This window comes from Dietzia sp. 2505, from assembly GCF_040546785.1.
Lineage (GTDB): Bacteria > Actinomycetota > Actinomycetes > Mycobacteriales > Mycobacteriaceae > Dietzia.
Map to the genome: position 1 here is coordinate 293,297 of NZ_JBEPON010000003.1, position 24,008 is coordinate 317,304.

At 70.4% G+C, this 24,008-nt stretch carries 21 protein-coding genes; 16 read left to right on the forward strand and 5 right to left on the reverse strand.

Going from position 1 to position 24,008, the window contains the following annotated elements:
• Window position 1 precedes the first annotated feature (1 nt).
• Together ABIE38_RS08270 and moaCB are read right to left on the reverse strand one after the other, a co-directional pair.
• Window positions 2–475 (reverse strand): molybdenum cofactor biosynthesis protein MoaE, encoded by a 474-nt coding sequence (locus ABIE38_RS08270; RefSeq protein WP_354055260.1) that lies wholly within the window; start codon window positions 473–475, stop codon window positions 2–4.
• 50 nt (window positions 476–525) lie between these two features.
• The gene (moaCB, locus tag ABIE38_RS08275; RefSeq protein WP_354055262.1) at window positions 526–1,572 is read right to left on the reverse strand and encodes a bifunctional molybdenum cofactor biosynthesis protein MoaC/MoaB; all 1,047 of its coding nucleotides are present in this window, start codon (window positions 1,570–1,572) and stop codon (window positions 526–528) included.
• Window positions 1,573–1,670: 98 nt separating this feature from the next.
• Between moaCB and ABIE38_RS08280 the strand changes: the two genes are divergently transcribed.
• Window positions 1,671–2,756, forward strand: coding sequence for an NADH:flavin oxidoreductase/NADH oxidase (locus ABIE38_RS08280; protein ID WP_354055264.1), 1,086 nt, complete (start codon window positions 1,671–1,673; stop codon window positions 2,754–2,756).
• Window positions 2,757–2,934: 178 nt separating this feature from the next.
• Here the strand turns inward: ABIE38_RS08280 and ABIE38_RS08285 are convergent, their stop codons facing one another.
• On the reverse strand, window positions 2,935–5,259 hold the full coding sequence (locus ABIE38_RS08285) for a fatty acid desaturase (RefSeq protein ID WP_354055266.1): 2,325 nt from the start codon (window positions 5,257–5,259) through the stop codon (window positions 2,935–2,937).
• A 102-nt stretch (window positions 5,260–5,361) separates the two neighbouring features.
• Between ABIE38_RS08285 and ABIE38_RS08290 the strand changes: the two genes are divergently transcribed.
• On the forward strand, window positions 5,362–6,435 hold the full coding sequence (locus ABIE38_RS08290) for an AraC family transcriptional regulator ligand-binding domain-containing protein (RefSeq protein WP_354055268.1): 1,074 nt from the start codon (window positions 5,362–5,364) through the stop codon (window positions 6,433–6,435).
• Window positions 6,432–7,136, forward strand: a complete 705-nt coding sequence (locus ABIE38_RS08295) for a TenA family protein (RefSeq protein WP_354055270.1) — start codon at window positions 6,432–6,434, stop codon at window positions 7,134–7,136. The genes ABIE38_RS08290 and ABIE38_RS08295 overlap by 4 nt, the downstream gene beginning before the upstream one ends.
• Before the next feature lie 7 nt (window positions 7,137–7,143).
• On the opposite strand, the gene ABIE38_RS08300 is transcribed toward ABIE38_RS08295, so the two are convergent.
• Window positions 7,144–8,886 (reverse strand): sulfatase family protein, encoded by a 1,743-nt coding sequence (locus ABIE38_RS08300; protein ID WP_354055272.1) that lies wholly within the window; start codon window positions 8,884–8,886, stop codon window positions 7,144–7,146.
• A gap of 321 nt (window positions 8,887–9,207) precedes the next feature.
• On the opposite strand from ABIE38_RS08300, the gene ABIE38_RS08305 reads away from it, so the two are divergent.
• Window positions 9,208–9,363 carry a DUF6131 family protein gene (locus ABIE38_RS08305; RefSeq protein ID WP_179524124.1) on the forward strand — a complete coding sequence of 52 codons (156 nt, stop codon included), beginning with the start codon at window positions 9,208–9,210 and terminating at the stop codon, window positions 9,361–9,363.
• A gap of 87 nt (window positions 9,364–9,450) precedes the next feature.
• Here the strand turns inward: ABIE38_RS08305 and ABIE38_RS08310 are convergent, their stop codons facing one another.
• Window positions 9,451–10,767 carry a molybdopterin molybdotransferase MoeA gene (locus ABIE38_RS08310; protein ID WP_354055274.1) on the reverse strand — a complete coding sequence of 439 codons (1,317 nt, stop codon included), beginning with the start codon at window positions 10,765–10,767 and terminating at the stop codon, window positions 9,451–9,453.
• 162 nt (window positions 10,768–10,929) lie between these two features.
• On the opposite strand from ABIE38_RS08310, the gene ABIE38_RS08315 reads away from it, so the two are divergent.
• From ABIE38_RS08315 to ABIE38_RS08370, 12 genes are all read left to right on the forward strand, one after another.
• Entirely contained in the window at window positions 10,930–12,288 is a 1,359-nt protein-coding gene (locus ABIE38_RS08315) for a uracil-xanthine permease family protein (RefSeq protein ID WP_354055570.1), read from the forward strand.
• Window positions 12,289–12,350: 62 nt separating this feature from the next.
• Window positions 12,351–13,412 (forward strand): GTP 3',8-cyclase MoaA, encoded by a 1,062-nt coding sequence (gene moaA, locus ABIE38_RS08320; protein ID WP_354055276.1) that lies wholly within the window; start codon window positions 12,351–12,353, stop codon window positions 13,410–13,412.
• An 88-nt stretch (window positions 13,413–13,500) separates the two neighbouring features.
• Complete coding sequence (locus ABIE38_RS08325; RefSeq protein ID WP_354055278.1) at window positions 13,501–13,764, forward strand: hypothetical protein; 264 nt, start codon at window positions 13,501–13,503, stop codon at window positions 13,762–13,764.
• Window positions 13,765–13,767: 3 nt separating this feature from the next.
• On the forward strand, window positions 13,768–14,574 hold the full coding sequence (locus ABIE38_RS08330) for a molybdate ABC transporter substrate-binding protein (RefSeq protein WP_354055280.1): 807 nt from the start codon (window positions 13,768–13,770) through the stop codon (window positions 14,572–14,574).
• Window positions 14,575–14,653: 79 nt separating this feature from the next.
• Window positions 14,654–16,144, forward strand: a complete 1,491-nt coding sequence (locus ABIE38_RS08335; protein WP_354055282.1) for a cobyric acid synthase — start codon at window positions 14,654–14,656, stop codon at window positions 16,142–16,144.
• Entirely contained in the window at window positions 16,141–16,878 is a 738-nt protein-coding gene (locus ABIE38_RS08340; protein WP_354055284.1) for a cobalt-precorrin-6A reductase, read from the forward strand. The genes ABIE38_RS08335 and ABIE38_RS08340 overlap by 4 nt, the downstream gene beginning before the upstream one ends.
• A 312-nt stretch (window positions 16,879–17,190) precedes the next feature.
• Window positions 17,191–17,979: an ABC transporter ATP-binding protein gene (locus tag ABIE38_RS08345; RefSeq protein ID WP_502914744.1), complete on the forward strand. Its 789-nt coding sequence runs from the start codon at window positions 17,191–17,193 to the stop codon at window positions 17,977–17,979.
• Window positions 17,976–18,788, forward strand: coding sequence for an ABC transporter ATP-binding protein (locus tag ABIE38_RS08350; protein ID WP_354055286.1), 813 nt, complete (start codon window positions 17,976–17,978; stop codon window positions 18,786–18,788). Before ABIE38_RS08345 ends, ABIE38_RS08350 begins: the two co-directional genes overlap by 4 nt.
• Complete coding sequence (locus ABIE38_RS08355) at window positions 18,788–20,623, forward strand: AMP-dependent synthetase/ligase (RefSeq protein ID WP_354055288.1); 1,836 nt, start codon at window positions 18,788–18,790, stop codon at window positions 20,621–20,623. Before ABIE38_RS08350 ends, ABIE38_RS08355 begins: the two co-directional genes overlap by 1 nt.
• Window positions 20,620–21,507 (forward strand): branched-chain amino acid ABC transporter permease, encoded by an 888-nt coding sequence (locus ABIE38_RS08360; protein WP_354055290.1) that lies wholly within the window; start codon window positions 20,620–20,622, stop codon window positions 21,505–21,507. Before ABIE38_RS08355 ends, ABIE38_RS08360 begins: the two co-directional genes overlap by 4 nt.
• The gene (locus ABIE38_RS08365) at window positions 21,504–22,682 is read left to right on the forward strand and encodes a branched-chain amino acid ABC transporter permease (protein WP_354055292.1); all 1,179 of its coding nucleotides are present in this window, start codon (window positions 21,504–21,506) and stop codon (window positions 22,680–22,682) included. The genes ABIE38_RS08360 and ABIE38_RS08365 overlap by 4 nt, the downstream gene beginning before the upstream one ends.
• A 32-nt stretch (window positions 22,683–22,714) precedes the next feature.
• A complete protein-coding gene (locus tag ABIE38_RS08370) occupies window positions 22,715–23,998 on the forward strand; it encodes an ABC transporter substrate-binding protein (protein ID WP_354055294.1) in 1,284 nt (427 codons plus the stop codon).
• Window positions 23,999–24,008: the final 10 nt, after the last annotated feature.

Sequence of the window (24,008 nt, forward strand, 5' to 3'; positions counted from 1 at the left end):
CTCAGCAGTCGCCGACGCCCACCCATTCGGAGACCCCGTCGCTGAAGCGCTGCCGCTTCCAGATGGGCACTGTCCGCTTGAGCCGTTCGATCAGCTCCGAGCAGGCGGCGAAGGCCTCGGCCCGGTGCGGCGCCACGGCCACCACCACCACGGCGACCTCGCCCACCGACAGCACCCCCACCCGGTGCACCGCACCGATTCGGACGGAGCGCCGCGGGTCGAGCGGCCCGCCCTTCTCGAGGTCGGGAGAGGTGTGTTCGGTCGCCACCTCGTCGCAGAGCCGTTCCAGGACGTCCTGCGCCGTGGGGTGGGCCGAGTACTCGATGTCGAGGACGTCGCGACCGTGATCGTGGTCGCGTACCACACCGGAGAACGTGACCATGGCCCCGTCGGCGGTACTCCAGACGGCCTTCTCGACCTCACGGGGGTCGATCGTGGTCTCGGTGATCTGCACGAGTGGACTGCGGACGGTCATGGTCGGTTCCTCCTCGCGATTCGGTCCCGGGCGGCTGCGGGCGGGGACGGTCAGTGTCCACCGCCGTGGGCGTGGACGGCGAGCAGGTGGTCCAGCAGTCCGTCGAGTACCGCCAGTCCGTCGCGTACCCCGCCCGAAGAGCCCGGGAGGTTCGCCACCAGGGTACGTCCGGCGAAGCCCGCCAGGCCGCGGCTCATGGCGGCGGTGGGGGTCGAGGCCAGGCCGCGGGCGCGCATCGCCTCGGCGACGCCGGGCAGCTCGAGCTCCAGGTGGGGCGCAGTGGCCTCGGGGGTGCGGTCATCAGGGGCGACCCCGGTGCCGCCGGTGGTCAGCAGGACGGCCGGGGAGCGGCGGACCTGTTCGGTCACCACCGCGGCGATCTCGGCGTCGGGGACCACGTGGACCTCGACCGGGGAGAAACCGCGCTCGAGGAGCCAGCCCTCGATGGCGGGGCCGGTGGTGTCCTCCCGTCGCCCGTGCGCGGCGGCGGTGGAGGAGACGACGACGACGGCGCTCCGGCCCGTCTCCACCGCGGCCCGCCCGGTGGACGCGTGAGCCGACTCGTCGTCGGACTCCCTGGTCCAGTCGCCCCGCTTGCCGCCGGTCTTGGCGGCCAGCCTGACCCCGTCCATGGTGGCCAGGGGGTCGACGGCCTTGACCATGTCGTGCAGCGTCAGACCGGCCACCGATACGGCGGTGAGCACCTCCATCTCCACCCCCGTGCGGCCGGTCGTCTTTGCGGTGGCCGACACCCGGATCTCGCCGGCCGGCGCGTCGAGGTCGAAGCGGACCTTGACCGAGTTCAGGGGGATCTGGTGGCACAGGGGGATCAGCTCGGAGGTCTTCTTGGCGGCGCCGATCCCGGCCAACCGGGCGGTGGCCAGCACGTCGGCCTTGCCCAGGTCGTCGCCCGCGACCATGGTCACCACCTCCGGCCGGGTGCGGAAGACCCCCTCGGCGGTGGCGGTGCGGGTGGTGACGGCCTTGTCGCCCACGTCGACCATCCGGACCCGGCCCTCGGCGTCGAGATGGGTCAGCTGCGGCTGGGTCGGCGTCGGCTCCGAGGAGGAACCCGGTCCGGTCTGGGCGTCGGTCATGGCGCCCACGCTAGTCGGCGGCGGCGGGGTGCGTGAGTGCCCGCCCGGGGGTGGTCCCCGGCGACCCGGACCCGGCCGGCGCGGGTTTAATCGGTGGCATGCCACTGCTCTTCGACCCCATCCGCATCCGCGATCTCGAGATCCGGAACCGCGCGTGGCTGTCGCCGATGTGCCAGTACTCGTGCGACGCCCGTGACGGTGTCCCCACCCCGTGGCATCTGGTGCACCTCGGCGCGCGGGCGCAGGGCGGGTTCGGGCTGATCCTCGCGGAGGCGTCCGCGGTGGTACCGGAGGGTCGCATCAGCGCCCACGACGCCGGGTTGTGGAACGACGCGCAGCGGGACGCGTGGGCACCGATCGTGGACTTCGTGCACTCGCAGGGCGCGGCGATCGGGATCCAGCTGGCGCACGCCGGTCGCAAGGCGTCGACCTACAGGGCCTTTCCGGGAGAGCCCACCGGGTCGCTGCCGGTGGAGGAGGGTGGATGGAGCACCGTGGCCCCCTCGGCGATCCCGTTCGGCGACATGGCCACCCCCGTCGCGCTGGACCTCGAGGGGATCCGGGACGTCGTGACCGCCTTCGCCGACGCCGCCCGACGCGCGGATCAGGCCGGGTTCGACGTGGTCGAGATCCATGCGGCGCACGGGTACCTCGTCCACGAGTTCCTCTCACCCCTGTCCAACGAGCGGACGGACGAGTACGGCGGCTCCCGCGAGAACCGCGCCCGACTCCTGGTGGAGATCTGCGATGCGGTCCGTCAGTTCTGGCCCGAGGGCAAGCCGTTGTTCGTCCGCATCTCGGCGACGGACTGGGTGACCGGCGGCTGGTCCCCGGAGGATTCGCGCTGGCTGGCGGGCCACCTCGCCGAGCACGGCGTCGACCTCGTGGACGTCTCGTCCGCCGCCAACACCCCCGCGGTTCCACCGGTGCCACTCGAGCAGGGATACCAGGTCCCGCTGGCGGAGGAGGTCCGGGCGTCCGGCGCGGTGTTGGCCGGAGCGGTGGGTCTCATCAGCGACCCGGTGTTCGCCGAGCAGGTGCTGGTGGACGGGCGTGCGGACGTCGTCTTCCTGGGCCGCGCCGGACTGCGCGAGCCCGCCTGGCCCCAGCGCGCGGCCGCCGAGCTCGGTGTGAACTGGCGCGATGCGCCGTACCCGCCGCAGTACACGCGCGGCAAGTGGTGAGCCCCGACCTCCAGAGCCCCGACCTCCAGAGCCCCGACGCCAGAGACCCGACGCCAGAGTCCGGAAGAGCGTTCCACGCACATCCGCCGAGTAGAAATGCGCGGAACGTCCTTCTCGATGGATCCACCGCGGAACGCGACGGGCCCACCAGGGAACTCGGGACCGGACAGGGCGGGGGCTAGAGGTCCAGCTCGATGTCCGAGCTGGCCATGGACGTGCACACGGTGATCCGCTCCTGGACGACGGCGTCGGTCGCACCTGCGGCCGCGCGGGCCTCCGCGCTCGTGGTGCCGCTGAGCTTGCCGGTCACGCATGCCTTGCACAGTCCGCGTTCACATCCGGTCGGGACGGCGATGCCCGCCCGGCCCGCCGCCTCGAGGAGGGTCGTGGCCCCGTCGATCTCGACCGACGTCCCGCTGCGACGGAAGCGCACGGTGTAGCGACTGCCGTCGTCCGCCGGACGCTCGAGCTCGGGGGCGGTGAACGACTCGGCGTGGAAGCGCTCGGCCGGCTGTCCGAGATCCCGCAGCCAGCCGCGGGCCAGATCGATCACGGCTGCCGGCGCGCACACGTAGGTCTCGCGGTCGGCGGCGTCCGGAACGAGGCGCCGCAGTAGCTCGGGATCCGGTCGGCCGGTGGTCAGGCCGTCGCGCTCGGACGGGGCGTCGGTGAACAGGTGCAGCGTGATGCCCGAGTCGCGGGCCAGCCGGCGGAGCTCGGCCTCGTAGATCACGGAGCGCTCGTCGCGGTTGAAGTAGAGCACGATCGCGTCGGCCCCTGTGCCGGCCCCGGCCCCGGCGTCGCGGGCGATGCGGCGCAGCAGGCTGATGATCGGCGTGATGCCCACCCCGCCGGCGATGAGCAGTGACGGGGCGGCCGGGGACTCCATCGCGAAGTCGCCCGACGACTGCGGCACGCCGACCAGCGTGACGTATCGCCCCGCCTTGAGCGTGTCGTTCAGCCGGGCGGAGACCCGACCCCCTGCGACTCGCTTGACGCAGATCTCCAGGGCGTCCGATCCGTCGAGGCGCGAGTCGGTGCTGTCGCGGACGAGGCTGTACTGGCGGACCAGCTCGACGGGGCCGCTGGCGGTGCTGGTGCCGGTGCCGTGGTCGTCGTCGTCGACCTCCACCCGCACCGACACGTACGCCCCGGCGTCCCACTCCACGTCCTCCCAGCCACGCGGCCTGGCCAGGCGCACGGAGAGCGCGTCACCGCCGGCGACAGGCGTGGCCGACAGGACCTTCGCCGGGACGTTGTGGAAGCGCGGTTTGTCCAGGTACGGGGACTCGGGCAGGGGTCGATACGTGAAGCCCGAGACCACGCGGCGCCCGAGCGCGAGGGGGTCCCGCAGCAACTCGGCCGGCCGCCCGAACTCCCGCTCGCCGAACGGCACGGACAGGCCCGTGAGCGTCTTGGCGATGAGCGGCACCGTCTCCAGCAGCGGGGTCTCGTGATAGGGCAGTCCGTACCGGGCGGCGATGGCGCGCACCTCCGGCGCGATCTTGCGCTGCATGGACGGGGGCAGGTCGGGGAACAGGTGGTGCTCGACGTGCGTGTCCAGGCCGCCGTAGAAGATCCGCAGGTCGGGGCGATCGTCGAACGGGACCTCCTCCTCCAGGATGCGGGTCAGCGCCTCGTCCATCTGCGGGCTCGGCAGGAAGTTGCGGGTCGCCCGGATCTGCCGCTCGTAGTACTGGTCGGGGGTCTCGTCGGGGCCGGGATCGGTGAACAGTTCCAGCTCACCCGCGTGGTGTTCGATGAGCACCAGGAACAACACGGACATGTACCCGGTGACCCCGCCGAGGTAGTTGGCCACCAGGGTCGGCAGCGGCTTCCATCCGGAACGGAAGGGCTCGTCCACGAAGCGGCGGCGCGCGTCCCGCCGGGCGATCCTTGCGGGTGAGCGCAGGGCGTACGAGCTGAAGAACGGGCGGCCCTCGACCTTGCGCGCGATGTTGGCCAGGAAGAACGGCGCCGCGACCGGGGCCATGGCGGCGAGCGCGGAGATGAACGCCACCTGGCCGAGGTGGTGGCCGTACCAGTCCTGGCCCGCGCTGCCGCGGAAGACGCTGTAGCCGAGGTCGTGGTCCTTGCCCACGATGTTGGTGTTGGGGTGGTGGCCCGCGTGGTGCATCGTCTTCCAGTGGTCGACGTCGACGTTGAAGTCCCAGTCGTAGCGATCCGAGTGGTAGTCGCCGTTGCCCGGCAGGTGGTCGTAACTGCCGTGGACGATGTTGTGGCCCAGCTCGGAGAACTGCATGAGCCGGTACATCATCTCCAGCGCGGTGGCCCGGCGGATCGCGCGCGGACCCCCCTCGCGCAACAACTCGCGGCGGCGGGCGTCGATGGCCTGCCCGTAGGCGGTGACGTGGCGGATGTGGTCCAGGTCCTCCTGGCCCACCTCTGCCTTGGCCCGTGCGTAGAGCTGCCCGATCGCCTCGGCCAGCCCGGTCGGTCCTGCCGGTTCGGTACCGGTGGTCGTGTCGCTGGCGAGAGTCATGGATGTGACGGTAGCCACTGGCGGGGAGCGGGGATAGGGCACCGGCGGTCGCATAGTTGGCATTTTCGGTCACGACGCGGTGTGCGTTGATACGGTCGGGCGATGACCTCGCCGTCGAGTCCGGGCTCGTCCTCGCCGGTGTGGGCGGTGCCTCGCGGCACCGAGGGGATCCGCATCATGGTTGACGGTGGCGTCGCACGCGGGATGACGACGAGGGAGTGCCTGGCCGGGACCGGGCTCGACCCCCTGGATCTCGACGACGAGATCGCGCAGATCTGGGCGCACCAGGAGTTCGTGGTGATCCGCAATCTGCTGGGCCGACTCGGGGACCGGCCGGGACTGGGGGCCGGCATCGGGGCACATTCGACCCTCGGGCGGACCGGCGTCATCGGCTTCATGATGCTCGCGGGGCCCACCGTGCGGGCGGCGCTCGACAGGGCCATCCCGTACCTCGCGCTCTCGCCCACGCACCTGCGGTTCTCGCTCGAGGAGGATGCCGCTTCCGAGACCGACCCAGGGGCGGCCTTCCTGATCGCCGCGGACGACGAGATCCCCGCGGATGTCCGCGCCTTCGTGGTGGAACGCGACCTGGCGGGGTTGGCGGCGGCCCTCCGTGGAGCCCACATCGATGTGGGCGTCACAGGCCTCGAGACGACCCTCGGCCCGGAGAGCGCCGTGATGGTGGGTGAGGCATGGGGGCTGACCGCCGGCGCGGTCCGGCCGCATGCCGAGCGGAACCGTCTGGCGATCACCCGTGAGCGGCTGGACACGCGGCTGCCGCAGGGCGACGAGAACACGGCGAAGCTGTTCGAGAGGCAGTGCCGCGAACTGCTCGACGACCGGGTGGCGCGGGTGGGCGTGGCGGGGCAGGTCCGCAGTCGGCTGCAGCACGAACGCGGGAGCTGGCCGGCGATGGCGGAGGTGGCCGGTGAGCTGCACGTCGACGTCCGCACCCTGCGTCGCCGCCTGGCCGCGGAGGGGACCTCGTTCCGGCGGGTGCTCGACGAGGTGAGGCATCACCGCGCTCTGGAACTACTGGCGCTGCGTGTCCCGGTGTCGGAGGTGGCGCGCGAACTCGGGTATTCCGAGACCGCCACCTTCACCCGTACGTTCACCCGGTGGGAGGGCGTTCCGCCCAGCCGTGTCCGATCCCATCACCGAGGAGACCTGAGTTGACCCTGTTCGAGACCCTCAAGAACCGCTGCCGTCCCGAGTGGGAGGCCTACACCCGGCACGAGTTCGTCGAGGAACTCGGGCGCGGGACGTTGCCTCTCGAGGCCTTCCGCGACTACCTGATCCAGGACTTCCACTTCCTGGTGCAGTTCGCGCGCGCCAACGCGTTGGCCGCGTTCAAGAGCCGCACGCTGGCCGAGATCACCGCGGCCCACCATGCCACGGGGGCGATCCTGGCGGAGACCGAGCTGCACCTGCGGCTGACCGAGCGCTGGGGCATCCCACGCACCGAACTCGAGGCCGCCGCCGAGAAGCAGGCCACCGTCGCCTACACGCGCTACGTGCTCGACTGCGGCATGGTGGGCGATCTGCTCGACCTGCACGTGGCGTTGGCGCCGTGCACCATCGGCTACGCGGAGATCGGGGCACACCTGCAGCCTCGGCTCGCGGAGCACGGTGGCACGGGGGAGGACGACACAGCGGAAGGCGGGCGGGTCGGGCACCCGTACGGCGAGTGGATCGCCGAGTACTCGGGTGCGGAGTTCACCGCCGCGTCCCGCGCCGCGATCGCGCAGCTCGAGGTGCTGTCCGAGGGAGGGCTGACCGACCGCCGCCTGGACGAGCTCTCCGAGGTGTTCCGCACGGCCACCCGGTTGGAGGCTGACTTCTGGCAGCAGGCGCTGGACGGAGTGACCACGCGCTGACGGCCCCTCAGGACCCCACCGACCCGAGCGATCCCATCGGGCCCGTCGGAAGCGGCAGGTCGACCGGCATCCCGACGGGAGTGGTCCCCTTCTCCGCCATCTGTGCCAGGAGGACCGGCAGCATCTCGGCGAACATGTCGGCCCGGAACTGCAGTGGGGCGAAGGGGTCCGCGAGATTGCGCAGCTCCAGGGGGTCCGCTGCGAGGTCGTACATCTCGAAGACCGGGGGCTCTACCCACTGGGGGTCGAAATACATCGTGAACTTGCGGGTGCGGTCCCGGACCGTGCGCAGATGGTTCGGCTGGGTGACCGAGGTCTGCCCGTCGGGTTGGCCGATGTTGTCGTCGTCGAAGACGTAGTGGATGACGTCCTGCACCTCTCGGGTCGGGGCCCCCGGGTTCTCGACGGCGTCGGCGATGATCGGCGACAGGTCGGTCCCGCGGAAGTCGAAACCCGCTCGCACCTCGGGCGCCACCTCGGCGATCGTCGCGAGGGTGGGCATGAGGTCCACGAGAGTCGACAGGGCATCGGTCGTCACCCCGGTCGGGAACAGTCCGGGGTTGCTGATGACCAGCGGCACCAGCATCGTCTCCTCGTAGGCGTTGAACACCTTCTGGCGCATCCCGCCGTGGGACATGGCCATCTCGCCGTGGTCGGAGACCCGGATGATGATCGTGTCCTGCCGCAGGTCGTTGCTCTCCACCGCGTCGATGACGGCGCCGATGTGTCGGTCCACGACCTGTTGCATGTAGGCGTAGAGGTTGGCGTAGTTGCGGGCCTTCTCCTCGCCCACCAGGGGGCCGAGCCCCAACTGGGAGGCCAGGTTGATCTGGGTCTGGGCGCGTGGCTTGTGGTTGAGTGCCAGCACCTCGGTGAACGTGGGCGGCAGCTCGATGCCCATCTGGAAGCAGCCCGGCGCCGCATCGAGGTAGTTGGTGCCACCGTCGGGCATCTCCAGGTCCCAGGTCTGGGGGTAGGCCAGGATGTCGTGAGGGTTCGCGAAGCTGGCGACCAGTGCGAACGGCCGATCCGGGTCGTTCGGCACCGAGTTCAGGAACGCCACGGCCTCGTCTGCGTAGCGCTGGTCGTTGTTCGCGGTTCCGCCTCCGAAGTTCTCCGGCTTGATGTCCTGCCCGGCCTCCGGGGGGCTCCACCCGTGGAAGCCGAAGCTCTCGACGTCGGCGGGAGTGGGGTCCAGGCCGTCGGCGCCCTTGCTCATGTGCCACTTCCCGCGATAGTGGACGTCGTACCCGGCGGAGGCGAGCAGGCCGGCCATGTTGGGCGTGGTCGGGGACAACTGGGGTTCGGCGTCCGACAGGCTCCCGCCCGAGGTGAGGGTGCGGTAGACGCCGTGCTGGGCGGGGTAGACGCCGGTGAACATGGTGCTGCGGCTGGGTGAGCACATCGTGGAGTTGCAGGCGTTGTAGTTGAACGACAGGCCGGTGTCGATCAACCGCTGGCGCTGCGGCAGGTTCTGCGCGGCCCATCCCTCCGGCCAGAACATGGGCCGCCGTTCCTGATCGGTCATGATGATGACGATGTTGGGGCGCCTCCGGATCCGGCCCTCCCCGACCGCGGCCCCGGCGGCGGGAGTGGTGCCCGGGATCGCGGAGGAGCCGAACGTGGCGCCCGCGGCACCCGCGGCGAAGAGCAGCCCGGTGCCACCGAGGAAGGCGCGGCGGGGGATCGACGCGGCGGGCGGACCGGTGGGGAGGGAACGGGACGACGACGAGGTGGGCGATTGCGACATGGTGGACCCCTGGTTGACCTGGCCGAGCCGACCGGGGAACCGCGTCGGAGATCGGGGAGGGCGGTTCCGGGGGTCGATCGGGGTGGTGCCGGATGTGTCGGATCGCGGCATTGCCGCGACAGCTGGGCGGCTCGTCCCGCCCGCAATGATGAGAGTTCTCTCAGGGTAGCGCTGGGAGTGGGGCCCGAGGGCCGATCTCGCCGAGGTGAGGCGAAGTCGCCGGCCCGTTCGGCGGCGGAACGCCTGACAGCGGTCGTGGCGAATGTTGAACCGTTGTACGCTCAGGCCACTCCAGAACCGGACTAGTGAAAGGACGACCCAATGATCATTCTTGGCGCAATTCTGTTGATCCTCGGATTCCTCTTGGACATCCCCATCCTCTGGACGATCGGTCTCGTGCTCGTGGCGATCGGCGTGATCCTCTTCATCCTCGGCGCAGCCGGCCGCGCGGTCGGTGGTCGTAAACACTGGTTCTGACCCCGGGTCCCGGCCCGTCGACAAGAGCGTTCCGCACACATCGCGCGAGTGATGAGAGTGCGGGACGCTCTTGTCGTTGAAGGCCCACTACAGCGGGATGACGGCCACCTCGTCCCCCGCGGCCAGGGAGGTCACGTCGGTGGGGACCTCGATGAGCACGTCGGCCCGGGCCATGGACGCCACGAGATGTGATCCCGGGCCGGAGACCGGGTCGACCGTGGGGATGCCGGGCAGGTCCCCGCCGGAGGGCGCGGCGGGCGGCTCGGATACCAGCGCGCCCCGCAGATACTGCGTCTTCCCGGCGGGGGAGTCGAGGTCCCGTGAGAGGACGGCCCGGAGGGTTCCGATCGGCGCCCGCCCCACGGCCTCGAGGATGACCGGGCGGAGCAACACCACGAACGACACCAGCGCGCTGACGGGGTTACCCGGCAGGCAGACCACCGGAACATCACGCCACGTCGCCAGCCCCTGCGGACCTCCGGGCTGCATGGCGACCGGGGCGAAGCGGGACCCCTCGCGGTCCGCCAGGACCTGACGCACCACCTCGGCGTCGCCCATCGACACGGCCCCGACGGTCACCACGAGGTCTGCGTCCCCGGCGGCGATGTCGAGCGCCGCGGTGAAGTCGTCGCGGTCGTCACTGCTGATCACGGTCGCGGTGACCTCGCACCCGCAGGCCTTGAGCGCCGCGGCGAGCGTGATGGAGTTGGACTCCCAGATCTGGCCGGGCTCCAGGGGACGCCCGGGTGCGACGAGCTCTGCGCCCGTGGCCACCACCCCGACCCGCGGGCGTGGATGCACGTCGAGGCCGGATTCCCCGAGCGAGGCCGCCGCCGCGAGATGCCGGGCCTCGAGCCGGACCCCGGCGGGGAGCACGAGGTCGCCCGCGCGGACGTCGTCTCCGGGACGCCGGATGAACTCCCCGGCGGCCCGGGGGGCGTGGACCAGGACCCACCCCGGTGCGTCGGCAGAGTCGGAGGCAGGGCCGGCGGAGCCCTCGACGGAGGTGTCCTCCACGGGGACGACACAATCGGCACCACCGGGCAGGGGAGCTCCGGTCATCACCTTGCAGGCCTCGTCGTCGTCGACCTCCGGCCCCGGTCCGTCACCGGCGTGGGTCGTCCCCACCACCCGGAGCCGCACCGGCGAGTCCACACCGGCCCCGGCGATGTCGGCCGACCGCACCGCGTAGCCGTCCATCTGGGAGTTCACGAACAGGGGGAGGTCCACCGACGCGAGCAGATCCTGCGCGAGCACCGAGTCCGCGCACGCCACGACCGGCAACCGCGTGCTCTGCGCGGCCCGCTCCAGAACCGGTGCGAGATGGGTGCGCAGTAGCCCGCGGTACTCGGCGGGAGACGGCCGGGAGGCGGGGTGGGTCGGGGGGTCGGGGTGGGAGGCCATGTCCCCACGGTAATCGCGTTGTACTGTGCCTACGGTCCGCGCGCGGGGCGCAGGCGGCGAATCAAAGGGGACACGGTGGCGGACGGGGCGCGGGGTTCGAGGAAGCTGTGGTCTGTGCACGGCGACGGCAAGAACATCAGGCCCGGCGAGGTCGTGGCCCCGATGGAGCGCCTGAGCTGGCCCCGGACGATCGGCATCGGCGCCCAGCACGTGGTCTCGATGTTCGGCGCGACGTTCGTCTTCCCGATCATCATGGGGCTCAACCCCCAGCTCGCGATCCTCTTCTCCGGCGTGTGCACGCTGCTGTTCCTGGCGATCGTCAAGGGGCAGGTCCCCAGCTACCTGGGTACCTCGGTGGCCTTTGTCGGGGCGGTCGCGGCGATCCGCGCGCAGGGTGGCACGAGTGCGGAGGTCACCGGGGCGATGCTGGTGGCCGGCGCCGTGCTCGCCGTCGTCGGCATCATCGTGCACGTGGTGGGCGGGCGCGTGGTCACCGCCGTGCTGCCCCCGGTCGTCACCGGGGCCGTGGTGATGCTGCTGGGCTTCAACCTGGCGCCCGTGGTGGCCGAGACCTACTGGCCGCAGGACCAGTGGGTGGCGCTGACGGTGATGATCGCGCTGGTCCTCATGACGGTGGGCCTGAAGGGCTTCGCCGGCCGCATCGCGATCTTCCTCGCACTGATCTTCGGCTACGTCCTGTCCTGGGTGCTCGACCTGGTGACCGGCCCCATCACCTCGTTCAGCGCCACCGCCGGCGAGGTGACCGAGCACCTGCGGGTGGACTGGTCGGGCGTCGGGGACGCGCCGTGGCTCGGGTTGCCGCCCATGACCGACGAGGCCGCGGGCGTGGTGGGCATCCACGCGCCGGACTTCTCCCTGGCGTTCGTCCTGCTGATCGTCCCCGGGATCATCGCCCTGATCGCCGAGAACGCCGGCCACGTCAAGGCGATCGGTGAGATCACGCGCACCGAGACCGACGGCCTGATGGGCCGCGCCCTGGCCGCCGACGGTGCCGGCACCGTCCTGGCCACCTCGTTCGGCGGATCGGCGACGACGACGTACGCCGAGAACATCGGGGTGATGGCCGCGACCAAGGTCTACTCCACCGCCGCGTACGTGGTGGCGGCGCTGACCGCGATCCTCCTGGGCTGCTCGCCCAAACTCGGCGCCGTCATCTCGGCGACGCCCGGTGGCGTGCTGGGCGGGATCACCGTGGTCCTCTACGGGATGATCGGGCTGCTCGGCGCCAAGATCTGGAAGGAGAACCGGGTCGACTTCGGCAACCCGCTCAACCTGGTCCCGGTGGCGGCGGGCGTGGTGATCGCCGTGGGCGACACGACCCTGACCGTGACGGATGACTTCCAGCTCGGCGGGATCGCGCTCGGCACCCTCGTGGTGGTGCTGGGGTACCACCTCGCCCGGGTGATCGCGCCGCAGTTGAGGGCACAGGCCGAGCGCGACGAGATCCACGAACTCACCTTGCTCGGACCGAACCCTGAGGTGGAGGTCCCGGAACGGTAGGCGGCAGGGTGGCGCGCACACGCCTACACTCGACCCGAACGGCCGGCAGATCGGAGGTGCGCGTGACCACGCCCGACACCCCGAGCCCTCGGCCGCGCACCGATGGCACGCGGCCGGCCTCCCCGTTGCTCATCGACACCTTCGGTCGCACCGGACGAGACCTGCGCGTGTCGCTGACGGAGAAGTGCTCTCTGCGCTGCACGTACTGCATGCCGGAGGAGGGGTTGCCGCCCATCCCGGACGCCGCGCGCATGACCACCGACGAGGTGATCCGGCTGGTCACGTTGGCGCATCACGACCTCGGGGTCCGCGAGGTGCGCTTCACCGGCGGCGAACCGCTGATGCGGCAGGACCTCGAGAGGATCGTCGCGGGGACCCGGGCGGCGTGCCCTGACCTGCCGATCGCCCTGACCACCAACGGGGTGGGCCTCGAGCACCGGGTGGGCGCACTGGTCGAGGCCGGGCTCGACCGGATCAACATCTCCCTGGACACGGTCAACCGACTCGAGTTCGCCGAGCTCACCCGTCGCGACCGGCTGCCGTCGGTGCTCCGCGGGGTACGGGCCGCGGTCGAGGCGGGACTCGCCCCGGTCAAGGTCAACGCCGTGCCGATGCGGGCCACCCTGCCGGGGGCTCCCGACCTGCTGGACTGGGCACTGGAGGAGGGCGTGCAGCTGCGGTTCATCGAGGAGATGCCGCTCGACGCCGACAACACCTGGTCCAGGGTCGAGATGGTCACGGCGCAGGAGCTGCTCGACGTGCTGGGCGCGCGCTTCGACCTGGTCCCCGCCGGTCGCGAGGACCCGTCCGCCCCGGCCGAGCTGTGGGAGGTGGCCGGACGATCGGTGGCGGGGTCCGCGGCCCACGTCGGGGTGATCGCCACCGTCACCCGGAACTTCTGCGCGGCCTGTGACCGGACGCGGCTGACCGCCGAGGGGACCGTGCGGTCGTGCCTGTTCAGCGACGACGAGACCGACGTCCTGGGAGTCCTGCGCTCGGGTGCCGGGGACGCGGAGGTCGCCGAGGTATGGCGCGGGGCGATGTGGGGCAAGCAGGCCGGTCACGGGATCGGCGGGACGGCGTTCCATCGGCCGCGCAGGTCGATGGGTGCGATCGGCGGATGACCCGGGTTCCCCCGATGGGTGACATTGGTGGCTAACTTGTCATCGAGTGAACGGTTGCTCGTCGCAGGTAGCGGTTAGAGTCGACACCGTGAGCAGGACATCGAGAATGATCACCGTGGGGTACTACGCGGCGGCCGAGGATGCGGCCGGCACCGCCCGCGAGCGCCTCCACACGGACGCCACGACCATCGGTGAACTGGCCCGCGAGGTCTGTGAGCGGCACGGTGAGCCACTGGCCAGCATCGTCACGGTCTCGTCGTTCCTCATCGGCGAGGAGACCACCCGCGACCCCCTCGCGTCGATCGACGGGATCTCCGAGGTCGACGTCCTGCCCCCCTTCGCCGGAGGGTGACCGGTGGGGCGGCGTCGGGGGATCGCGGTGCTGGGCGTCGCCCTGGTGTGTTCCGGGTTCGCGTGCGCGACCGAGGAGCCCGAGGCCACCACGGTCGTCTCGCTCGGGGTCGCGGCCGCTCCGTCGTTGTCCGAGGCGTTCGTCGACATCATCCGGATGTTCGAGGAGGACAACCCCGGGGTCCGGGTCCATCTCGAACTGGGACGGTCGGACGAGATCGCCGAGGGGTTGCCCGACCGCACCGACCTCAACGTCTTCGCCTCCGCCAGTGAGGAGGTGATGGAGATCGCCGTGGAGCAGGGCACGGCCGTGGAGCCGCAGGTCTTCGCCCGAAACCACGTGGTCGTGGCGGTCCCGTCCGGAAACCCCGGCGGCGTCAGAGGCATGGGTGACCTGGTCCGTCCGGAGCTGCGGGTGGGACTGTGCGCGTCGGACACCCCGTGCGGCAAGGCGACCGAGAAGGTGCTCGGAGCCTGGTCGGTGGAGCCTGCTGATGTCACGTGGGAAGCCGGGTCCCGCGCTCTCGCGGCCCGACTCGCGGACGGTGAGATGGACGTGGGAATCATCTACCGCACAGACGTGGCGAGTTCGAACGGGTGGGTGGCGCCCGTCGAGGTGGAGGGCCGCGAACGGGACCTGATGCAGGCCGCCGGCACGACTCGATACGTCCTGGCCCGGGTGCCCGGCGGGGAGAGCGGTCCCGGTGGCGAGGTGGAACGGGTCGCGGCCGACCGGTTCCGCGAGTTGGTGACCTCCGACCGTGGCCGCAGGGCGCTCGAGAGCACCGGATTGGACGCGCTGCCGGAGTGATCGAGGCGTCGCGGACGGTCGCCCCCTCGGCGGAGCACCTCGGTGGGGGTGGGGGAGGACGCGGCTAGGATCGATCCCCATGGCAGCCTCCCTCCTCGTCGCCGGCACCACGTCTGATGCCGGCAAGAGCGTGGTGGTGACGGCGCTGTGCCGGGCGTTCGCCCGGCGGGGCATCAGGGTCGCGCCGTTCAAGGCGCAGAACATGTCCAACAACTCGATGGTCGTCAGGGGCCCGGCGGGCTTCGGGGAGATCGGGCGCGCGCAGTGGATCCAGGCCCTCGCGGCACGCGCCGAGCCCGAGGTGGCGATGAACCCGGTGCTGCTCAAGCCGGGCGGCGACCGGCGCAGCCACGTGGTGGTGATGGGCCGCCCCGGCGGCACGGTCTCGTCCCGAGACTTCGTCGACGGTCGCGCGCATCTGGCCACCGCCGCCCATGCTGCATACGACGACCTGGCCGACCGGGTCGACCTGGTGTTGTGCGAGGGCGCGGGGAGCCCCGCCGAGATCAACCTCCGTGCCGGCGACTACGTCAACATGGGCCTGGCCCGTCACGCCGACATGCCGGTGGTCGTGGTGGGCGACATCGACCGCGGCGGGGTCTTCGCTGCGATGTACGGCACGGTGGCACTCCTGGAGCCGGCTGACCAGCGGCTCGTCGCAGGCTTCGTCGTCAACAAGTTCCGCGGTGACCCCTCGCTACTGGGACCGGGGCTGGACCGTCTCGAGGCGCTCACCGGCCGGCGGGTCCACGGCGTGCTGCCCTGGAGCCCCGATGTGTGGTTGGACTCCGAGGACGCCCTCGACATCGGCGGTCGCCGCGCCGGCGCCGACCGGCCGTTGCGGGTCGCCGTGATCCGGCTGCCCCGGATCAGCAACTTCACCGATGTCGACGCCCTGGGGCTCGAACCGGACGTCGACGTGGAGTTCGTCACCGACCCCCGGACCGTCCGGGGCGCGGACCTGGTGGTCCTGCCCGGCACGCGGGCGACGATCGACGACCTGGCCTGGCTCCGCTCCCGCGGTCTGGACCGCGCGGTGATCGACCACGCCCGCGCCGGGGGGTCGGTGTTCGGGATCTGCGGTGGCTTCCAGATGCTCGGCCGCCTCGTCCTGGACCCGGAGGGGGTGGAGGGGCCCGAGGGGGCGGAGGTCGAGGGGCTCGGGCTGCTGGACGTGGAGACCCGGTTCGATTCGGAGAAGGTCCTCCGGCTGCCGGTGGGGTCTGCACTCGGTCAGGCGGCAGCAGGCTACGAGATCCACCACGGCCGGATCGGCCTCGGTGCGGACGACGAGTTCCTCGGGGGTGCGAGGCGCGACGGTGTGGCGGGAACCATGTGGCACGGCAGCCTGGAATCGGACGGGTTCCGTCAGGCGTACCTGGCGGAGGTCGCGGCCCGCGTCGGCCGGATCCGCGAACCCTCCGGGGTGGACTTCGCCGCCGCACGGGAGAGGCGACTGGACCTGCTGGGCGATCTGGCGGAGGAGCACCTCGATCTGGACGCCCTGGTGGAGCTGGCCCGCGAGGGCGCGCCGGAGATGCCGTTCCTGCAGCCGGGGGCGGAGCGGTGATCCTCGTCCTGGGTGGGACCGCCGAGGCGCGGGAGCTGGCGAGACTGCTGCAGGACGCGGGTCACGAGTTCTGCTCGTCCCTGGCGGGGCGGGTGGCGCGCCCACGGCTGCCCGTGGGCGGGGTCCGAATCGGCGGCTTCGGCGGGGTCGAGGGGCTCCGCGACCACCTGTGGGCCCACCATGTCCGCGTGGTCGTGGACGCCACGCACCCGTTCGCCGCGGGGATCTCCGCCAATGCCGCCGCCGCGTGCTCGGAGGCCGGCGTCCCCCTGCTCCGGCTCGAGCGCCCGGGCTGGTCGGCGGCCCCCGGCGCCGACCGGTGGCACTGGGTACCGGGGCACGACGAGGCGGCGTCGACCGCCGCGGACCTCGGAGGCCGCCCGTTCCTCACCGTCGGCCGGCAGTCACTGGCCCGGTTCGTCGGACCGCTCGCCACACGCGAGGCGCTGGTGAGGGTGGTCGACCCGCCCGAGGGGCCGATCCCCGCCCGATGGCGCCTCCTGCTCGACCGGGGCCCCTATTCGGCCGATGGCGAGCGGGCGCTGTTCACCGAGCACCGGGCGGACGTGCTCGTGACCAAGGACTCGGGCGGCTCACACACCTGGCCGAAGATGGCGGTGGCCACCGAACTCGGGGTGCCGGTGGTCGTGGTGCGCCGCCCCGGTGCCGCTCCGGGCGTAGAGGTGGTGGCCGACGCGGTGGCCGCCGTCGACCGGGTCAGGACGCTGGCCTGAAGGCGCTCCGGTCGCTCCACTCGGGGCACCGGTTCAGGGCCTGCTCACGGCGTTAACACACGTGTAGAGACGGTCGACGCCTCGCGTGGCCGTGTCCGTCCATGCCGGACGTGATCTCGCTCCAGGCGGTATCGACGCAGGTCAAACCGGTTGACGACCGTGGGCGCGCTCCGCCTACCACGACGTCGTCGCCACCCGCAGGGACTTTGGACGGCCCGCCCGTGCGGAGAACATGATCAGAGAAATCGGCCCAAAGCCAGACAAGTTCAGGCCTCTGAGAATAGTGTGGTCTCCATCACACCAGGAGGTCGAGTGTTATCAGTTCGTAATCTCGAAGTCGTCTACGACGACGCGATGCTCGTCATCAGAGGTGCGAGTTTCGACGTGCCGGACGGCCACATCGTCGCGCTGCTGGGCGCCAACGGAGCCGGCAAATCGACGCTGTTGCGCAGCCTCTCCGGGTTGCTCGATGTTCACAACGGGGCCATCACCAAGGGCTCGGTGACCCTCGACGGGGAGGACATGGGCTCGCTGAGCGCACCCGCGATCGCGCGCCACGGCGTCAAGCACGTCCTCGAGGGCCGGCGCATCTTCAAGGAGTTCTCAGTCGAGGAGAATCTGCGCATCGGCGCGCACGTCAAGCGCCGGCACCTCCGTGAGGGACTCGAGCGCGTCTACGGGCTCTTCCCGGTGCTCCACGAGCGCCGGTCGCGAGTCGCCGGCTACCTGTCCGGCGGCGAGCAGCAGATGCTGGCGATCGGCCGGGCGCTCATGTCCGCACCGCGATACCTCCTGCTGGACGAGCCGAGCCTCGGGCTCGCGCCCAAGATGGTGGAGCAGATCCGCGACATCATCGTGGAGATCAACTCGCAGGGGACCGGGGTGCTGTTGGTCGAGCAGAACGCGGCGATGGCGCTGTCGATCGCCCGACACGGGTACGTGGTGGAGACCGGCCGCGTGGTCATGGACGGTCCCGCGGCGGACCTGCTCGACAACGACGACATCCGTGAGTTCTACCTGGGCGCGCGCTCGGACTCCGAGGAGACGAAGTCCTATCGCAACGTCAAACAGTACCGGCGACGCAAGAGGTGGGCGTCATGACTGCACCGTCCACATCCACCCCTGTCGTCGAATTCTCGCAGGTGAGCCTGTCCTTCGGGAACCTCAAGGCGATCGACGGCGTCGACTTCACCGTCAACCCGGACGAGCTGTTCGCGATCATCGGCCCCAACGGCGCCGGCAAGACCAGCATCTTCAACGTCCTCTCGGGCGTGTACCGGCCGCAGCAGGGGTCGGTGAAGCTCAAGGGACAACAGCTCCTGGGGATGCGCCCGCACAGGATCGCCCGCCTGGGGGTCGCCCGGACGTTCCAGAACGTCGAGTTGTTCGCCAACCTGACGTTGGTCGACAACCTCATGCTGGGCCGGCACGTGAAGTTCCGCTACGGCACCCTGGCCGCGATCGCCTGGGTGGGGCCGGCCAGGCGCCAGGAGGAACTGAACCGCGCCGCGGTCGAGGAGATCATCGACCTGCTGGAACTCCAGGCGTGGCGCAAGCTCCCGGTGGGCCTGCTGCCCTACGGCATCCAGAAGCGCATCGAGCTCGGGCGGGCACTGGCCATGGAGCCCGAGATCCTCCTGCTGGACGAACCCGTGGCCGGGATGAACCTCGAGGAGACCGAGGACACCGCGCGCTTCCTGCTCTCGATCCGACAGGAGTTCAAGACCCCCATGATCCTCGTCGAGCACGACATGAGCCTGGTGATGGACATCGCGGACCGCGTGCTGGCCATCGACTTCGGCGCCCCGCTGGCCCTCGGCACCCCGGCGGAGGTACAGAGCCACCCGGCGGTGGTGGAGGCCTATCTGGGCGGCCAGGCCGCGGTGCCCGCGGACGGAGGGGGGAGCTGATGAGCACCACGACTCTGGCCACCCGGGTCCGGGACAACGCCGCCGCCCACCCCGGCGACGTGGCACTGCGGCGGAAGTCCCGGGGTGTCTGGCAGCCGACGACCTGGGCGCAGTACTGGGACCAGATCCAGGACGTCGCGCACGCGCTGATCGCGCTGGGGATCGACACCCAGGACCGCGTCGCCATCCACAGCGAGAACCGGCCCGAGTGGCTGATCTGCGATATCGCGACCGTGGCCGTCCGGGGCGTCAGTGTGGGTGTCTATCCGACCAACCCGGCCGCCGAGGTCGGGTACCTGCTGGAGAACAGCCAGGTGAAGCTGCTGGTGGCCGAGGACCAGGAGCAGGTGGACAAGGCACTGGCGGTCTCCGACCAGTGCCCCGACCTCACCCACATCGTGTACCTGGAGCCGCGCGGGATCCGGGGGCACTACGACGACGGGCGCCTCATCCACTGGGACGACTTCCTGGCACTCGGTCGCGAACACCGACAGAAGGACGACGGGGCGGTGGACCGGCGGATGGAGCAGGCCCGACCCGACGACCTGATCACCCTCGTCTACACCTCGGGATCGACGGGGCCGCCCAAGGGGGCCATGCTCACCACGTCCAACGTCGAGTTCGCGATCGACACCGTCATGACCCGCGGGGGGACCTCCGATCCGCCCCCGGGACCCTCCGACTACGTGCTCACCTACCTCCCGCTGTCGCACGTCGCCGAGCGCTTCTTCACCACGTGGATGAGCTGCGCGAGCCGACTTCAGGTGACCTTCGCCGAATCCATCGACACCGTGCCGCAGAACCTCCAGGAGGTGCAGCCCACCCTGGTGATGGGTGTGCCGCGGATCTGGGAGAAGCTCCTGGCCTCGGCCCAGATCCGTCTGGAGGACGCCACGTGGCTCAAGCGGAAGTGGTCGGGGTTCTGGCTGGCGCGCGCCGAGCGGATCGGCGATGCCCTGGTCTCGAACGGCGGACGCCACACCCCGGCCAGCCGCGCCTGGTACGTGCTGGGGTGGATCTGCATGTATCGGGCGCTGCGGGTCCGGACGGGCCTGCGGTACGCCCGCCACGCGGTCTCCGGAGCGGCGCCGATCGCCCCGGAGGTGCTCAAGTTCTTCATGGGGATCGGCGTACCGATGCACGAGCTCTACGGGATGACGGAGAACTCGGCGATCGCCACGACCAACAAGCCCGGACGGGTCAAGCTCGGGACCGTCGGTGAACCCCACGAGGGAACCGAACTCAAGATCGACGAGAGGACGGGCGAGATCCTGGTCCGCAGCCCGGCGGTGTTCGCCGGGTACTGGCGAAACCCCGAGAAGACGGCCGAGACCATCGACGCCGAGGGGTGGCTCCACACCGGGGACGTGGGCGAGTGGGTCGACGGGACCCACGTCAAGATCACCGACCGCATGAAGGACATCATCATCACCGCCGGCGGCAAGAACGTGTCGCCGTCGGAGGTCGAGAACGCCCTGAAGGTGTCCCCCTACATCAAGGAGGCCCTGGTGATCGGCGACGGCCGCAGGTACCTCACCGCGCTCATCGGGATCGAGCTCGACACAGTCGGTGACTGGGCCACGCGCAAACGGATCGCCTACACCACCTACCGGGACCTCACGGAGAAACCCGAGGTCCGCGAGCTGGTGCAGGGGGTCGTCGATACCGCCAACGAGAGGTTCAACGCCGTGGAGCAGGTCAAGGCGTTCGCGCTGCTGCCCAAGGAACTCGATCACGACGAGGGTGAGCTCACCGCCACCCAGAAGGTCAAGCGCTCCGCGGTGACGGGGATGTTCGCGGACCTCGTCGACGAGCTCTACGAGGGGGCACGATGACCCAGTTCCTCAGTGCCCTGAGCGTCGGTCTGGGTTCGGGTGCCATCTACGCACTCGTCGCGATCGGCTTCGTGATGATCTTCAAGGCCACCGGCGTCATCAGCTTCGCGCAGCCCGCGTTCCTCATGTCCGGTGCGATCATCGTCAGCTTCCTCGCGCCGGTGATGGGGTTCTACGTCGGGGCGATCCTCGGGGTGATCGCCATCGGCGTCGTGGCCCTGCTCGTCGAGCGTGCGGCGATCCGACCGATGGTCGGCAAGGCGGTGTTCATCGTCGCGATCATCACCGTGGGGTTGGACATCGTCATCCGCACCATCGCAGGAATGTTCCTCGGGACCCAGCCGCGTTCGGTCGGGGACCCGTGGGGAACCGACGTCTCGGTGATCGGCGGGGTCGTCATCCAACACCGGCACGTGGCGGCGTTCGTCACCGCCGCCGTGATCGTGATCGCGCTGCTGCTGTTCTTCCGGTACTCCTCGGTCGGCCTGGCAATGCGGGCGGTCGCGTCGGACCAGGAGGCGGCGATGGCCCAGGGGGTCAGCGCCAGCGCCATCTTCGCGCTCTCCTGGGCGATGGCCGGCGCACTGGCGGCGATCGCGGGGATCTTCGCGGCGACCGGCGGCCCGATCGGTAACACCCTGTGGCTGGTGGCGCTCATCGCGCTACCCGCGATCGTGATCGGTGGGTTCGACTCGATCGGCGGCGCGATCATCGGCGGCCTGACCATCGGCATCGCCCAGGCCGTCGTGTCGACCTATCACAACCAGTGGTTTCCCGACCTCACCACTAACCTGGGGCCGCTGATGCCCTGGATCATCATGCTGGCCGTACTCCTGGTCAGACCCCACGGACTGTTCGGCACCAAGGAGGTGGAACGGGTATGAGCCAACTCGTATCAACGGCGGAGCCGTCCGGGACGTCGAGCGGCCCGACCGGACAACGGACCGGCTTCTTCGGGCGGCCCCGCGGCCGACCGGAGCTGTACTCCAGCTACCGGCAGGAACAGGCGCTGTTCAACACGCGGGCCAAGGCACTCGGCGCCGGGTTGCTGGTCCTCATCGCCATCCTGCTGCCGTTCAACGTCAGCGACGACCTGCTGCGGATCCTGGGACTAGGACTCGTCCTGGCCATCGGTGGCATCGGGCTCAACCTGATCACCGGGTACGCGGGTCAGATCTCCCTGGGGCACGCCTTCTTCGTGGGGGTCGGTGCGTACACCGCGTCGGTGGTGGCCGGTGACCCGGAGGGGCGCGCGCTGGGCCTGGGGATCACCTTCATCCCGGCGTGGATCCTCGCCGCCGGCGCGATGGCGGCGCTCTGCGGGGTGATCGTGGCGCCGCTCGCGACCAGGTTGCGGGGCCTGTACCTCGCGGTGGTGACGCTGGGTCTCGTGTTCCTCGGGACCTACATCTTCACCGAGTGGAGCAGTGTCACCGGTGGTCAGGGTGTCGGACGTGAGGCGCCCCGCCCGGTGCTGTTCGGCGACGACCTCACCCTCGACAGCGCGTTCACCTCCGACCAGAAGTTGTACTGGTTCTTCCTCGCGCTCCTGCTGATCGGCGCGCTCGCGGCCCGCAACATCGCCCGCTCCCGGGTCGGCCGCGCCTTCGGGGCGATCCGCGACCGCGACATCGCGGCCGGCGTCATGGGCGTCGACCTGGCGCGCTACAAGCTCATCGCGTTCACGGTCTCGTCCTTCTACGCGGGCGTGTGCGGGTCGCTGCTGTTCGTCGCGAACCGGCACTTCGGTCCGGAACAGTTCGGGTTGATCATGTCGATCCAGTTCGTCGCCATCGTCTTCATCGGCGGGGCCGCGACCATCTCCGGGACCATCATGGGCGCCCTGCTCATCGCGTCGCTGCCCCGGATCTCCTCCGAGATGACCCACTTCATCCCCTTCATCTCCACGGCACCCAACGTCAGCCCGAACATCTACGAGGTCGAGGCGATCCTCTACGGCGGGCTCATCGTGGCCTTCCTGTTGTTCGAGCCCCGGGGCCTGTACGGCATATGGCTGCGGATGCGGATGTATTGGAAGAGCTTCCCCTTCACCTACTGATCTCACCCACTGGAACACCTGAGGAGAACACCATGAAGTCGAAGACACTACGCAGCGGGGTGGCCGGTCTGGCGGCCGTCGCCCTGGTCCTGTCGGGCTGTGGCCGCGACGACACCTCCGACACCGAGGTCGCCGGGATCACCGAGGAACCGTGTCCCAACGCCGTCGACGAGTCGAACGGCTGCATCTACCTCGGCGCGATCACCGACCTGACGGGCCCGTTCTCCCCGGTCGGCGCGCCGATGATCGAGGGTGCGCAGGCCTACTGGCAGAACGTCAACGAGAACGGTGGCATCGACGGCTACGAGGTCGACATGGTGACCCACGTGCGCGACAGCGGGTACAACGAGACCACCCACTCCCAGGAGTACCGGGAGATCCGGGACCAGATCCTGGTGCTGGCGCACTCGCTGGGCACCGCCCACACCAACGGCATCCTCGACGACACGCGGCAACAGAACATCCTCGCCGTCCCCGCCTCGCTGGGGTCCAACTGGCTGTTCGAGGACGGCGTGCTGGAGTTCGGTACCAGCTACTGCGCGGAGGCCATGAACATGGTGGACTACGCGGTCGACGAGCTCGATGCCACGAGCGTCGGCATGGTGCACTTCCCCGGTGACTACGGTGACGACGCCGCGAACGGCGCGGAGATCGCCGCCGAGGAGCGCGACGTCGAGTTCACCCGGTACACCACCGCCCCCGGCGGGACCGACGAGCAGACCGCGGTGATCCAGCGGATCCTGGCGGACCGGCCGGACGTCGTCCTGCTCGCGACCAGCGCGATCGAGACCGGCGCCATCGTGGGCGCCACCGTCGCGCAGGGGTACGAGGGCCAGTTCATCGGCGCCACCCCCACCTGGAGCGCGGGGCTGATGGGAAGCCAGGCCGCCCCGGCACTCGAAGCCCGATACCGGGGCGCCGCCACCGTCGCCCCCTGGGGTTACGACTCCGAGGGCCACAACGAGATGCGCGAGTTCGCCGAGTCCATCGGGGCCGAGCCCAACGACTGGTTCACGCTGGGATGGGCGGCCCAGACCGTCATCCGCGGCCTGCTCCAGCAGGCGATCGAGAACGATGAGCTCACCCGCGCCGGGGTCTTCGAGACCGCCGACTCCCTGACCGGGCTGGACACCGACGGGATGTTCGCCGAGGGCGCCGGCGACTACTCGGGAGACGTCAACGAGCACGCCTCCCGCTCGACCATTTTCAACCGGATCGAGGCGGACAGCCCGACGGGACTCGTCCTGGAGGAGGAGTGGTACGAGGGGCCGACCGCGGCCGACTTCGAGTTCACCGAGGCGTGCTACCTGATGTGACCCGGCGCGT